The organism is Kitasatospora sp. NPDC001547 (assembly GCF_042894165.1).
Classification (GTDB): Bacteria; Actinomycetota; Actinomycetes; order Streptomycetales; family Streptomycetaceae; genus Kitasatospora.
In genome coordinates this window covers 73341-85532 of the sequence record NZ_JBIAVL010000028.1, presented here as the reverse complement: position 1 = coordinate 85532, position 12192 = coordinate 73341, and the positions used below count along the sequence as shown (strand labels likewise).

At 72.9% G+C, this 12192-nt stretch carries 14 protein-coding genes; 8 read left to right on the top strand and 6 right to left on the bottom strand.

The window, feature by feature from the left end; genetic code table 11:
• Positions 1 to 41 precede the first annotated feature (41 nt).
• The 3 genes from ACFY0X_RS32730 (at position 42) to ACFY0X_RS32720 (ending at position 1602) form a co-directional block, all read left to right on the top strand.
• A complete protein-coding gene (locus tag ACFY0X_RS32730) occupies positions 42 to 584 on the top strand; it encodes a tetratricopeptide repeat protein (protein WP_387760040.1) in 543 nt (180 codons plus the stop codon).
• A 133-nt stretch (positions 585 to 717) separates the two neighbouring features.
• Positions 718 to 1479, top strand: a complete 762-nt coding sequence (locus ACFY0X_RS32725; protein WP_387760038.1) for a CAP domain-containing protein — start codon at positions 718 to 720, stop codon at positions 1477 to 1479.
• Positions 1480 to 1602, top strand: a complete 123-nt coding sequence (locus ACFY0X_RS32720; RefSeq protein ID WP_387760036.1) for a hypothetical protein — start codon at positions 1480 to 1482, stop codon at positions 1600 to 1602.
• 15 nt (positions 1603 to 1617) lie between these two features.
• On the opposite strand, the gene ACFY0X_RS32715 is transcribed toward ACFY0X_RS32720, so the two are convergent.
• Positions 1618 to 1869 carry an endonuclease domain-containing protein gene (locus tag ACFY0X_RS32715; RefSeq protein ID WP_387760035.1) on the bottom strand — a complete coding sequence of 84 codons (252 nt, stop codon included), beginning with the start codon at positions 1867 to 1869 and terminating at the stop codon, positions 1618 to 1620.
• Here ACFY0X_RS32715 and ACFY0X_RS32710 point away from each other — a divergent pair.
• Together ACFY0X_RS32710 and ACFY0X_RS32705 are read left to right on the top strand one after the other, a co-directional pair.
• Positions 1804 to 2136 (top strand): RICIN domain-containing protein, encoded by a 333-nt coding sequence (locus ACFY0X_RS32710; protein ID WP_387760034.1) that lies wholly within the window; start codon positions 1804 to 1806, stop codon positions 2134 to 2136. The two genes, ACFY0X_RS32715 and ACFY0X_RS32710, sit on opposite strands and share 66 nt — an antisense overlap.
• A gap of 286 nt (positions 2137 to 2422) precedes the next feature.
• Positions 2423 to 3094: a hypothetical protein gene (locus ACFY0X_RS32705; RefSeq protein WP_387760032.1), complete on the top strand. Its 672-nt coding sequence runs from the start codon at positions 2423 to 2425 to the stop codon at positions 3092 to 3094.
• A 54-nt stretch (positions 3095 to 3148) separates the two neighbouring features.
• Here ACFY0X_RS32705 and ACFY0X_RS32700 read toward each other — a convergent pair whose 3' ends face one another.
• Positions 3149 to 3805 (bottom strand): TetR/AcrR family transcriptional regulator, encoded by a 657-nt coding sequence (locus tag ACFY0X_RS32700; RefSeq protein WP_387760031.1) that lies wholly within the window; start codon positions 3803 to 3805, stop codon positions 3149 to 3151.
• Between the two features lie 310 nt (positions 3806 to 4115).
• Between ACFY0X_RS32700 and ACFY0X_RS32695 the strand changes: the two genes are divergently transcribed.
• The 3 genes from ACFY0X_RS32695 to ACFY0X_RS32685 all read left to right on the top strand — a co-directional run bounded on the left by ACFY0X_RS32695 (position 4116) and on the right by ACFY0X_RS32685 (position 6753).
• Positions 4116 to 4574, top strand: coding sequence for a DUF6542 domain-containing protein (locus ACFY0X_RS32695; protein WP_387760029.1), 459 nt, complete (start codon positions 4116 to 4118; stop codon positions 4572 to 4574).
• On the top strand, positions 4567 to 6201 hold the full coding sequence (locus tag ACFY0X_RS32690; RefSeq protein WP_387760028.1) for an LCP family protein: 1635 nt from the start codon (positions 4567 to 4569) through the stop codon (positions 6199 to 6201). The genes ACFY0X_RS32695 and ACFY0X_RS32690 overlap by 8 nt, the downstream gene beginning before the upstream one ends.
• A gap of 171 nt (positions 6202 to 6372) precedes the next feature.
• Positions 6373 to 6753 carry a VOC family protein gene (locus ACFY0X_RS32685; RefSeq protein WP_387760026.1) on the top strand — a complete coding sequence of 127 codons (381 nt, stop codon included), beginning with the start codon at positions 6373 to 6375 and terminating at the stop codon, positions 6751 to 6753.
• A gap of 93 nt (positions 6754 to 6846) precedes the next feature.
• On the opposite strand, the gene ACFY0X_RS32680 is transcribed toward ACFY0X_RS32685, so the two are convergent.
• The 4 genes from ACFY0X_RS32680 to ACFY0X_RS32665 all read right to left on the bottom strand — a co-directional run bounded on the left by ACFY0X_RS32680 (position 6847) and on the right by ACFY0X_RS32665 (position 12035).
• A complete protein-coding gene (locus ACFY0X_RS32680) occupies positions 6847 to 7902 on the bottom strand; it encodes a 2-oxoacid:ferredoxin oxidoreductase subunit beta (RefSeq protein WP_387760024.1) in 1056 nt (351 codons plus the stop codon).
• The gene (locus tag ACFY0X_RS32675) at positions 7899 to 9896 is read right to left on the bottom strand and encodes a 2-oxoacid:acceptor oxidoreductase subunit alpha (protein WP_387760023.1); all 1998 of its coding nucleotides are present in this window, start codon (positions 9894 to 9896) and stop codon (positions 7899 to 7901) included. Before ACFY0X_RS32675 ends, ACFY0X_RS32680 begins: the two co-directional genes overlap by 4 nt.
• A gap of 339 nt (positions 9897 to 10235) precedes the next feature.
• Positions 10236 to 10898: a response regulator gene (locus ACFY0X_RS32670; RefSeq protein ID WP_387760021.1), complete on the bottom strand. Its 663-nt coding sequence runs from the start codon at positions 10896 to 10898 to the stop codon at positions 10236 to 10238.
• A gap of 126 nt (positions 10899 to 11024) precedes the next feature.
• Complete coding sequence (locus ACFY0X_RS32665) at positions 11025 to 12035, bottom strand: polyprenyl synthetase family protein (protein ID WP_387760020.1); 1011 nt, start codon at positions 12033 to 12035, stop codon at positions 11025 to 11027.
• Positions 12036 to 12192: the final 157 nt, after the last annotated feature.

Below are 12192 nucleotides of genomic sequence, written 5' to 3'. Positions count from 1 at the left end.
CTCTTCGGTCGTCACAACCCGATGCTGGACACCCTTCCTGCATGCCCGGAGCAGAACCGGCAAACCCAGCCCACTTCGGAACTACTCGTCTAGGCGAGTTCGCCTTCAGCGCCGCCCAGACCGGCCGGCTCGACGAGGCCCGGTCGGCCGCCGAACGCGGCGCCCGCCTGATGAACGGCTCCGGTCCGGTCTCCGCCGCGACCGGCCGCTACTACCTGGCCCGGGTCCTGCGGCTGTGCGGCGACCCGGAGGCGGCGCTCACCCACGCCGTCGGCGCCCGGGAGGAGTTCGCCGCCCTCCAGGTCACCGTCTTCGCCGCCGCCTCCGGGGACCTCGCCGCCCGCATCCACGCCGAGGCCGGCCGCTGGCTGCTCGCGGTCGACGCCGCCGAGGCCGTCCTGCCGCTCGCCCGCCGCACCAGCGCCGCCCTGGAGGCCGCCCTGCTGCGCACCCTCGGCACCGCGCTCACCGGTCTCGGCCGCCCGCGCCAGGCCCGGGCCTGTCTGACGGACTCGCTGGAGGTGTACGAGCGGCTGGGCCTCCAGGAGGAATCGGCGCAGGTCAGGGCGGATCTGGCGCGGTAGACAGGGCATCAACGTGGGCGTCGGCTACGCGCGTTGACCGCCCGTCTACCGCCATGCCGGAACGTCTCTCCCGTCAGGCCCCGGGCCGCCGCGGTTGCGGCCCGGGGCGACTCCACAGACGAGAGGCGCAACCATGCCCACGCCCGTACGGAACGGCCAGGTGTGGACACTCAGGTCGGCGAACGGCACGGTCGCGGACCTGGGCCCCGGCCGCCCCGACCGAGGCACCCCGATCCGATCCGGGGAACCCAACGGCACCTCCGCCCAGGGCTGGGTCTCCTGGGCCATTGACGGCAACTGGGTGCTGGAGACCCAGTTGACCCGGGGAAGGTACGCCCCCGGCCAGGCCATGGTCATGCACTACGACCACGGCGCGGGCCGGACCTCGCTGTCCGGCCTCGATGGACAACCCGCCCAACGCTGGTGCCTGGAGGTCGTCGGCGGTGGCTGGCTCCGCATCCGGACGATGCGCGCGGACGCGCGCGACCTCTTCCTCACCGCGTCCGTCCCCGGTTCCCCGCTCACCCTGGCCAGGCTGAACCACGCCGATCCGGCGCAGCACTGGCAGTTCGTCCCGGCCGACGGCACCGGCGGCGGCCGGCGACGGCCCGAGGTACGACCGCGGCCCGTCGCCGGTGACGTCCACCTCGAGATGCTGACCGCCGTCAATGCGGAGCGCACCCGCATCGGCGCGCGACCGGTCCGCCTGGACGAGAGGCTGACGGCCGCCGCCCAGCGCCACGCGGACGACGTGGCCACGCACGGCCTCACCCAGCACGACGGCTCCGACGGCAGCACTCCGTGGCGTCGGGTACGAGCCGCAGGCTTCGCCTTTCGCTTCGCCGCCGAGAACGTCGCCCCCGCCGACAACGTGCCGGAGGCCATGGGGATGTAAATGAACAGCCCACAGCAGCGCGAGATCGTCCTCGACCCCCGCTTCAACCACCTCGGTGTCGGATGCGCACCCCGCGGACACGGATCCCGGGGCCGGTACGTCCAGACCTTCGGTCAGGTCTGACCTCCCCTTCAACCCTCACCGGGCGGCCCGGAAACGCACAGCCGGCGGATCCGAGAGGTAGCCGTTCAGGAGATCGAATGAGCGGAGTTCCTCCGGAAGCCGCTCGTACCAGGCGAGTCCGGAACTGTTGCACGCGTTGCACACGATCCCGCGCACGCACCGGCCGCAGGAGACCGACGGATCCGGGCAACACCCGTGGTCGTGATCGACGTGCCAGACCCCGATTCCTCCTGGAAGTACTGCGACGGCACCACCGCGATCTCGCACGGGGACGGCAAGGTGATCGACCTCGACACCGGCTCGGGCACGGTCCGCCTCTGGGACGCCCCCGGCGGGATGGACGGCCTCAACCAGCCGAACGGCGACAGGATGCCGGCCGACCAGAAGTGGTGGCTGACCGACGAGGACCGCGGCTGGTACCTGATCCGCAGCGCGGCCACCGGGCAGTGCCTCACCTCCGACGGCGGCGGCCGGGCCACCAAGGTGGCCTCCTGCGACACCGGCGGCCCGGCCCAGCGCTGGCTGCTGGGCTGATCCCCGGCTCCCGGTCCTCCCGTCGGCGCCGACGGGAGGACCGGGCTCCTCACCCGGCCCGCACGGGTGGCCCACAGCCTCCGCACCGGCGTCGGACAGCGCCTCGGCGCCACGGCCGGGGGTGGTTGATCACGACTCGATATCCCTTGTCACAACCGCGCCAGGGACTCGTCACGACCGCGTCAGAGCGGGGCCGGAACCATGGCTCCGATCGTTCGCGCTGCGCTATGAACGTCCCTCAGGAGGACCGCCGGAACCGGGGGTCCGCAACCACGGGGGACCTCACGTGAAGACCGTCCGCAGCAGTCGCCGTGCCCTGGCCCTGGCCTCGATGGCCGCGGTCGGCGCGCTCACCCTGACCGCCTGCAACGACGACGCCGGGGCGGCCGACACCCCGACGACCCCGCCGGCGACCGGTGCGCCCGCCAGCCCGGCCGCCTCGCCGACGGCCGCGGCCACCACCCCGGCCGCCTCCGGTTCGGCCTCCGCGCCCGCGCCGGCCGGCAGCGCCCCGGCGGCCGGGACCACGCTGAAGCTCGGCGAGTCCGCCACCATCCCGTTCAGCTCGGGCAGCACCAAGGGCACCATCGCGCTCGCCGTCACCTCGATCGAGAAGGGCGACCCGGCCGACCTCGCCCCGCTCAACCTGGGCGACAAGGCCAAGGGCCTGGTGCCGTACTACATCCACTACAAGGTGACCAACGCCGGCAGCACCGACCTGGCGTACACCAGCGTCAACCACATGAAGGGCCTGCTGGCGGACGGCACCGAGGCGCAGGAGCTGATGGTCATCGGCTCCTTCCCCAAGTGCAAGAGCGAGTCGCTGCCCAAGGGCTTCACCAACGGCCAGTCCGCCACCTCCTGCGCGGTGGCGATGTCCCCGGAGGCCTCCCGGATCGCGGGCGCCGAGTACTGGGGCGACCCGTACACCCTCGGCAAGGGCCTCAACTGGAAGTGACCGACGGGTGGTCCGGGCGGGGGCGGCGCACGGCCGTCCCCGCCCGGGGCGTTCTCAGCCCCGCGCCCGCGGTGACGGCGCCGACGGGCCGTGGATCCGCAGGAAGGCGTCCACACCGACCGTCGCGACCCGCTCGACCTCCTCGTCCGCGATCGGGAGCGCGCCCCAGAACGAGCGCTCGGCGATGCCGTGGAAGGTCAGCAGGGTGAACTGCTCCGCGGCCAGGCCGGCGTCCTCGACCGCGAGCAGCCCGCGCCCGGCGAGCGCCTCGAAGCGCGCCGCGAGTTCGCGCTGGGAGGCGACCGGCCCGGCCTCCAGCCAGGCCGCCAGGACGTCCGCCGGGATGTTGGCCACCTCGGCCCGGATCGCCCGGCCGAGCGCGCCGTGCTCGGCGGCGGACAGCACGGCGCGGGCCCGCTCGACGGCGAAGTCGATCAGGTCCTGGCGCGGTTCCACCACCCGGTCGAGGTACTTCGCCATCAGCTCCGCGATCCGCTCGGTCAGTTCCGCCGAGTTCTGCAGGGCCACCGACAGGAAGAGGGTCTCCTTGTCGGCGAAGTGGTTGTAGACCGTCCGCTTGGACACCCCGGCCTCGGCCGCGATCGCGTCCATGCTGGCCCGGGCGTACCCCTCGCGCCCGAACACCGCGGTCGCGGCCCGGGTGATCGCCCTGCGCTTCTCCGGTCGCCCCGCTCCGCCCGTCGCCGCCACGGCGCTCTCCTCCTCCGCCGGCCCCTCGGCCGACCGTCGCAAAAACTAGCCGGTGTAGTTTATCCGTATCGCCGCGAACCGGGGCGCGCCACCGAACAGGCGTGCTCTATGCTGCGTACGACTTCTACACCTGTGTAGAAGCATGGGAAGCGCCTCCGCCCCCGGGCGGTCGGGCCCGCACGGGAACCGGCCGGCCGGAAAGCGGCGTCCGGAACTGGCAGCGCCACGAACAGACTTCCGGGACCGACGGACGGCATGTGGCGCGGGCGCCACCGTGGCGCGCGGGACACGGGAACACCGGGGTGAGGGCGTGACGGGGCAACGAGGACGGCCGGGCGGCCGGCGGGCGCGCCGACGAGCGGCGGACGGGCCCGCCGGGCCCATACGCCCCCTGCCCGGCGGCCCCGCGCTGCCGGTGGCCCTCGCGCTCGGGCTGCCGCTGGCCGGCGCCGCGGTCGACGAGCTCTCCGGCCGCGGCACCGGCCCGGCCCTCGCCGTGGCCGCGGTGCTCGGCACCGGCCTGGCGGCCGCGCTGAGCGGCCGCAACGGCTGGTGGTGGGTGCTCGCCGGCTCGCCGCTGGTCGTCCTGGGCGTGACGGCCGCCGCCGAGCTGACCGCCCACGGCGACCGGTACCAGGGCAAGGGCCTGGCCACCGGCGCCGCCAAGTGGGTGGTGCACGGCTTTCCCGTGATGGCCGGGACCGCGGCCGCGGCCGTCGTCGTGATCACGGTCCGGCTGGTCCGGGCGAGGAGGAGGCGGCATGGCTGACGACACCGGGGACGGTACGGGCGCCGGGGCCCGCCGCGCCTCCCCCGCGCTGGTCGCGGGCCGGGTGCTGGCCTGCACCGTCGGGTTCGCGGTGTTCGCCGCCAGCGGGGTGGTCTGGTACGAGTACAAGCAGCTCACCGACGGGATGACCACCTCCGGCGTCATCGCCGAGACCAAGAAGGACGCGCCCAAGCACCTCGACAACTCGGTCAACCTGCTGCTGATCGGGCTGGACAGCCGCAAGAACATGGACGGCACGGACCTCCCGCCCGAGTTCGTCCAGGACGAGCTGCACGCCGGCCACAGCTCCGACATCGGCGGCTACAACACCAACTCCCTGATCCTGTTGCACATACCGGCCAACGGCGGCAAGGTGCAGGCCGTCTCGATACCGCGCGACGACTACGTGATGACCTACGGCGCCGACGGCTCCCAGCTGGGCATGGCCAAGATCAAGGAGGCCTACGGCGCGGCCAAGGAGAAGGCCGACGCCGGCCTGCGCGCCAAGGGCCTCAAGGGCGCCGACCTGGAGAAGGCCGGCCGGGACATCGGCCGCGCGGCCACCATCCGCACCGTGCAGAAGTTCCTCGACCAGCCCGTCGACCACATCGCCGAGGTCAACCTGATGGGCTTCTACGACATCGCCAAGGCCCTCCAGCCGATCGACGTCTGCCTCACCCACGACACCAGGGACCCGGCCATGGAGGGCCAGGGCTCCGGCGCCGACTTCCACAAGGGCGTCAACCACCTGAACGCCTCGCAGGCGCTCTCCTTCGTCCGCCAGCGCCACAACCTGGACGGCCCGGACGGAAACACCGGCGACTTCGCCCGCACCCACCGCCAGCAGGCCTTCATCTCCTCGGTGGTGCACAACCTCAAGCAGAAGGGCGTCCTCGGCGACCTCGCCAAGATGCAGGAGCTGATGGGGGTGGTGCAGAAGGACCTGGTGATCGACAACGAGTGGAACGTGCTCGACTTCGCCCAGCAGGCCCCCAACCTCACCGGCGGCAACGTCGAGTTCAACACCCTGACCTTCGACGGCTTCGGCACCAGGAACGGCCAGGACGTCAACCTGGTGACTCCGGCGAAGGTCCAGAAGGTGGTCAAGCAGCTCTTCGGCTACGCCGACGCCGCCCCGGCCCCGGCCGACCCGACGGGCACCCCCGGCGGCCCGGCCGCCGCCTCCGCCCCGGCCACCACCGCCCCGCCGGCCGCGACCACGCCCCCGGCCGCCGCCAGGCCGGTCACCGTGGACGTCTTCAACGCGTCCTCCGCCGCCGGGGTCACCTCCGCCGGCGAGGCCAGGGCCCTGGTCGCCATGGGCTTCAGGGAGGGCCGCACCGGCTCGGCCGGCACCCGGCCGAAGACCACCACCGTCAGCTACGGCAAGGGCGCCAAGGAGGCCGCCGAACAGATCGCGGCCCGCTACGGGGTGACCGCCGCCGAGTCCGCCGCCACCGCCGCCGACCACGTCGTCGTCACCCTCGGCACCGCCTTCACCGGCGTCGAGGCCGACCCGCCCGCCCCGCCCGCCGGCGCCGCCCCGACCGACCCGGCCGCCAACCTGCCCATGCAGGGCCCCGCCGTGGACGCCCAGTCCGACGGCGGCATCCCCTGCGTCTACTGACGCCCTCCGCACCCGCCTTCCGAGGGAGGCTCCCCGCCCGGGGAGCCTCCCTCCGTCGTTCCGGCCCCGGAGGGATCCCGTTCGGAAAGGATCTGGCGCAATTCTCCGTACTATGTATAGTGTACTGCGTACGGGATAACCGCACGAGCGCCGACGAAAGGGCCATCCGCCTTGCAGATCACCAGGACCGCCGTCTCCCTGACCGTCGAGGACGTCACCGCCTCCGCCGCCTTCCTCCAGCGGCACTTCGGCTACACCGAGGAGATGTCGGCCGACGGCTTCGTCTCGCTCGCCCACCCCGGCGGCGGGGTCAACGTCGTCTACCTGCGCCGCGGCCTCGAAGTCCTGCCGGAGGAGCAGCGCCACCGGCTCGCCGACGGCGTGATCCTGGCGTTCGTCGTCGAGGACATCGCCGCCGAGGAGAGCCGGCTGCGCGAGGAGGGGGTCGTGATCACCCTGCCGCTGCGCGAGGAGCCGTGGGGCGAGAAGCTCTTCCAGGTCGCCGACCCGAACGGGGTGGTGATCGAACTGGTCGAGTGGGTCGCGCAGTAGGGCAGGCGGCAGACCGAGCAGGAGGGCAGCCGGAACGACGACGGCGCCCCCGTCCCGGCCGGGACGGGGGCGCCGCTGCGCGTCGGCGGACGGTCAGTCCACCGTCCAGGTGTCGTTGCCGGCGAGCAGCGCGGCCAGATCGCCCGGTCCGCGCCGGGCGGTGGCGGCGGCCAGCTGGTCCGCCATCAGCTCGTCGTAGACCGGCCGTTCGACGCTGCGCAGCACGCCGATCGGCGTGTGGTGCAGGGTGTCCGCGTCGGCGATCCGGGAGAGCGCGAAGGCGGTGGCGGGGCTGGCCGCGTGCGCGTCGTGGACCAGTACGTCCGCCTCGTTGTCCGCCGTGACCGGGGCGGTGGACAGCTCGCCGTCCGGGCCCCGGAAGACGCCGTTCGCCAGGTCCGCGCCGAACCGGACGGGCTGCCCGTGCTCCAGCCGGATCAGCGCCTCGTCCCGGCTGCCGGGCTCCTTCAGCACCTCGAAGGCGCCGTCGTTGAAGATGTTGCAGTTCTGGTAGATCTCCACCAGCGCCGTGCCCTCGTGCCGGGCGGCCGCCCGCAGCACCGACTGGAGGTGCTGGCGGTCCGAGTCGATGGTGCGGGCGACGAAGGTGGCCTCGGCACCGATCGCCAGCGACAGCGGGTTGAACGGCGCGTCCAGCGAGCCCATCGGGGTGGACTTGGTGATCTTGCCCATCTCACTGGTGGGCGAGTACTGGCCCTTGGTGAGGCCGTAGATACGGTTGTTGAACAGCAGGATCTTCAGATCGACGTTCCGCCGCAGGGCGTGGATCAGGTGGTTGCCGCCGATCGACAGCGCGTCGCCGTCCCCGGTCACCACCCAGACGCTCAGGTCCTGGCGCGCGGTGGCCAGCCCGGTCGCGATCGCCGGCGCCCGACCGTGGATCGAGTGCACCCCGTAGGTGTTCATGTAGTACGGGAAGCGCGAGGAGCAGCCGATGCCCGAGACGAACACCGTGTTCTCGCGCTTGATGCCCAGCTCCGGCATGAAGGACTGCACCGCCGCCAGGATCGCGTAGTCCCCGCAGCCGGGGCACCAGCGCACCTCCTGGTCGGTCTTGAAGTCCCGGGCGCTCTGCGGGCCCTCGGCCTTGGGCACCAGTCGCAAGGACGGGAAGGCGTGCTCGTTCATCGGTGGTCCTCCTCGTCCAGGGTGCCGATCGCGGCCCACAGCACGTCCGCCAACTGCGCCGCCTTGAACGGCAGTCCGCGCACCTGGTTGTAGGACTCGGCGTCCACCAGGTACTTCGCCCGCAGCAGCAGGGCCAGCTGCCCCAGGTTCATCTCGGGCACGATGATCTTCTCGTAACTCCGCAGCACCGAGCCCAGGTTGGCCGGGAACGGGTTGAGGTTGCGCAGGTGCGCCTGGGCCACCTCGCCGCCGTCCGCGCGCACCCGGCGCACCGCGGCGGTGATCGGCCCGTAGGTCGAGCCCCAGCCGAGCACCAGCACCCGGGCGTCGCCGGTCGGGTCGTCCACCTCGACCGGCTTCACCGTGATGCCGTCGACCTTGGCCTGCCGGGTGCGGACCATGAAGTCGTGGTTGGCCGGGTCGTAGGAGATGTTGCCGGTGCCGTCCTGCTTCTCGATGCCGCCGATCCGGTGCTCCAGGCCGGGCGTGCCGGGCAGCGCCCAGGGCCTGGCCAGCGTCCGCGGATCGCGCAGGTACGGCCAGAAGGCGCCGTCCTCGCGGTTCGGCCCGGTGGCGAAACCGGGGTCGATCTCCGGCAGTTCGTCCGTCTCGGGGATCCGCCAGGGCTCCGAGCCGTTGGCCAGGTAGCCGTCCGAGAGCAGGAACACCGGGGTCCGGTAGGTGACCGCGATCCGGGCCGCCTCCAGCGCCGCGTCGAAGCACTCCGCGGGCGTGGCCGGGGCGACGATCGGCACCGGCGCCTCGCCGTTGCGGCCGAACATCGCCTGCAGCAGGTCCGCCTGCTCGGTCTTGGTCGGCAGACCGGTGGACGGGCCGCCGCGCTGGATGTCCACGACCAGCAGCGGCAGTTCGAGCGAGACGGCCAGGCCGATCGTCTCGGACTTCAGCGCGACGCCCGGCCCGGAGGTGGTCGTCACGCCGAGCGCCCCGCCGAAGGCGGCACCGAGCGCGGCGCCGACCCCGGCGATCTCGTCCTCCGCCTGGAAGGTGCGCACCCCGAAGTTCTTGTGCCGGCTCAGCTCGTGCAGGATGTCCGAGGCCGGGGTGATCGGGTACGAGCCCAGGTACAGCGGCAGTCCGGAGCGCTCCGCGGCGGCGATCAGCCCGTAGGACAGCGCGAGGTTGCCGGAGATGTTGCGGTAGCGCCCGGCCGGGAGCCTGGCCGGCGGCACCTCGTAGGAGACCGCGAAGGACTCCGTGGTCTCGCCGAAGTTCCAGCCCGCCCGGAAGGCGCTGATGTTGGCCTCGGCGATCTGCGGCTTCTTCGCGAACTTGGTGCGCAGGAACGACTCCGTTCCGTGCGTGGGCCGGTGGTACATCCAGGACAGCAGGCCCAGGGCGAACATGTTCTTGGCCCGCTCCGCGTCCTTGCGGGCCAGACCGCTGTCCTTGAGCGCCTCCAGGGTCAGCGTGGTCAGCGGCACCTTGTGCAGGTGGAATCCGTCCAGCGAACCGTCGGTCAGCGGGTCCGCCGGGTAGCCGACCTTGGCCAGCGCGCGCTTGGTGAACTCGTCGGTGTTGACGATGATCTCGGCGCCGCGCGGCAGGTCCGGCACGTTCGCCTTCAGTGCGGCCGGGTTCATCGCGACCAGCACGTTCGGGGCGTCGCCCGGGGTCAGGATGTCGTGGTCGGCGAAGTGCAGCTGGAAGGACGAGACGCCCGGCAGGGTGCCGGCGGGCGCCCGGATCTCCGCCGGGAAGTTCGGCAGCGTGGACAGGTCGTTGCCGAAGGACGCCGTCTCCGAGGTGAACCGGTCACCGGTCAGCTGCATGCCGTCACCGGAGTCGCCGGCGAAGCGAATGATCACCCGATCGAGTCTGCGGATGGGCTTGCCCGGCTTCACCGGAGGGCCGCCGGGGGCGGGCGGTCCGGCGGGCGCGGCCGAATCCGGGCGCGCGTCGCCGCTGCCCGCACGGGCCTCGCCGCCGTCCGGGCCGTCCACTGCCTCTGACTGATCGACCTGACTGGTCACTGCCGCGGACCTCCTCGTGGGCGCACCACCGCGGGCGCGGCCCCGTGCCCCGTCCGCCTGGTGCACCTCTCGCATACTATGCGGGCCGACACGACGGCGGTCGGAACCACGGCAGTTATTTCACCGGCCCGCGGCTGTACCGCACATGAGCGTAAACGCCCGCCCCCCGGAGATCATTCCGGCTCGGGCGGGCGGGCGCGAGCACCCGGCGGGCGCTTGGCCGAGATGCGCTCCCCGGCGCGCCGGGGCGGCGGAACCGCGGCGGCGCGCCTCGGGAGCCGGGGCGGGCGGGTCTCCGGAGCCGGGGCGGGCGCGCCTCAGGAGCCGGGGAGGCGGGCCTCAGGAGTTGAGGTAGGTGAGCACGGCCAGCACCCGGCGGTGGTCCTCCGAACTCTGCGCCAGGCCCAGCTTGAGGAAGATGTTGCTGACGTGCTTCTCCACCGCGCCGTCGGAGACGACCAGCTGCTTGGCCACCGCGGCGTTGGTGCGGCCCTCCGCCATCAGACCGAGCACCTCGCGCTCGCGCGGCGTGAGATTGGCCAGAACGTCGCCCTTGCGGCTGCGGCTGAGGAGCTGCTGCACCACCTCCGGGTCCAGCGCGGTGCCGCCCTCGGCGACCCGGACCACCGCGTCGGCGAACTCCCGCACCTCGGCGACCCGGTCCTTGAGCAGGTAGCCGACGCCCCGGGTGGAGCCCGCCAGCAGCTCGGAGGCGTAGCGCTCCTCCACGAACTGCGAGAGCACCAGCACGCCCAGCTGCGGGTAGCGGCCGCGCAGCTCCACGCAGGCGCGCAGGCCCTCGTCGGTGTGGGTGGGGGGCATCCGCACGTCGGAGACCACGACGTCGGGCAGGGCGTCGGCCGCCGCCAGCTCGTGGATGGTCTTCACCAGGGCGACGCCGTCCCCGACCCCGGCCACGACCTCCAGGCCGCGGTCGGTGAGCAGCCGGGTCAGTCCCTCCCTCAGCAGTACGGAGTCCTCGGCGATGACGACGCGGCGCATAACGACCTTCCCGGCAGGGGTGTGCTGACGGGAGTCAGTCTCCCCCATCCCGGGGCGCGCCGAGGGCCCGGGACGGGACCCGGGCCGGGACGCACCGCGGCCGGGCCCGAACGGCCCCGGCCGGACTCACATGGTGCGGATCGCCACCGCGTCGCAGAGGCCCTCCAGGGCGGCCTTCGCCGCGCAGGCCGGCAGCGGGGCGAGCAGCGCCCGGGCCTCCTCGGCCCGGCGCAGGGTCTCGGCGCGGGCGCGTTCCAGCGCCGGGTGGGCGCGCAGCAGGCGCAGCGCCTCGGCGTGCAGGTCGTCGTCGGAGAGGTCCTGGTCGAGCAGTTCGCGCAGCCGGGTGTCGTCCGGGTCGGCCGGGTCGGCGGGCATCTGCCGCAGCAGCAGGGTCGGCAGGGTCGGCACGCCCTCGCGCAGGTCGGTGCCGGGGGTCTTGCCGGACTCGTGGCCGTCGCTGGCGATGTCGAGCACGTCGTCGGCCAGCTGGAAGGCGATGCCGATCCGCTCGCCGAACTCGCCGAGGGTCTCCACCAGCTCGCGCTCGGCGCCGGCCATCAGCGCTCCTATCCGGCAGGCGACGGCGATCAGCGAGCCGGTCTTGCCCTCCAGGACGTCCAGGTAGTGCAGCAGCGGGTCCATGTCCTGGCCGGGGCCGCGGGTCTCCAGGATCTGGCCGGTGACCAGCCGCTCGAACGCCTCGGCCTGCATCCGCACGGCCTCCGGGCCGAGGTCGGCGAGCGCCTGGGAGGCGCGGGAGAACAGGAAGTCGCCGGTGAGGATGGCGACCGAGTTGTCCCAGCGGGAGTTGGCGCTCGGTGCGCCGCGGCGCACCGGCGCCTCGTCCATGACGTCGTCGTGGTAGAGCGTGGCCAGGTGGGTCAGCTCGACGACCACGGCGGCGGGCACCACGCCGGGCGCCCCCGGGTCACCGAACTGGGCGGCCAGCAGCAGGAGCAGCGGACGGAAGCGCTTGCCGCCGGCCTCGAGGAGGTGACTGGCGGTGACGGTGATGAAGGGGACGTCGCTCTTGACGGCCTCGCCGAGCGCCGCCTCCACGGCCTCCAGTCCGGCCTGGATGTCCCGGGTCAGGTCGCGGTCCTGCACGCTGAGCCCGAAGGGTTCCACGACGGTCACGAAGACCACTCCTCTGTCCCTGGTCGATCTAGCGGCCTGGTCCCTGAGTGCCGCCGCTGGCCATACAGGCAGGGTATCCGGTCGCGAGTGGATCACTGCACGGGCGTGCGGATCCTGTCATGATCGGGCCTGATGCCCTGGTCAGGGCGGCTGTGCG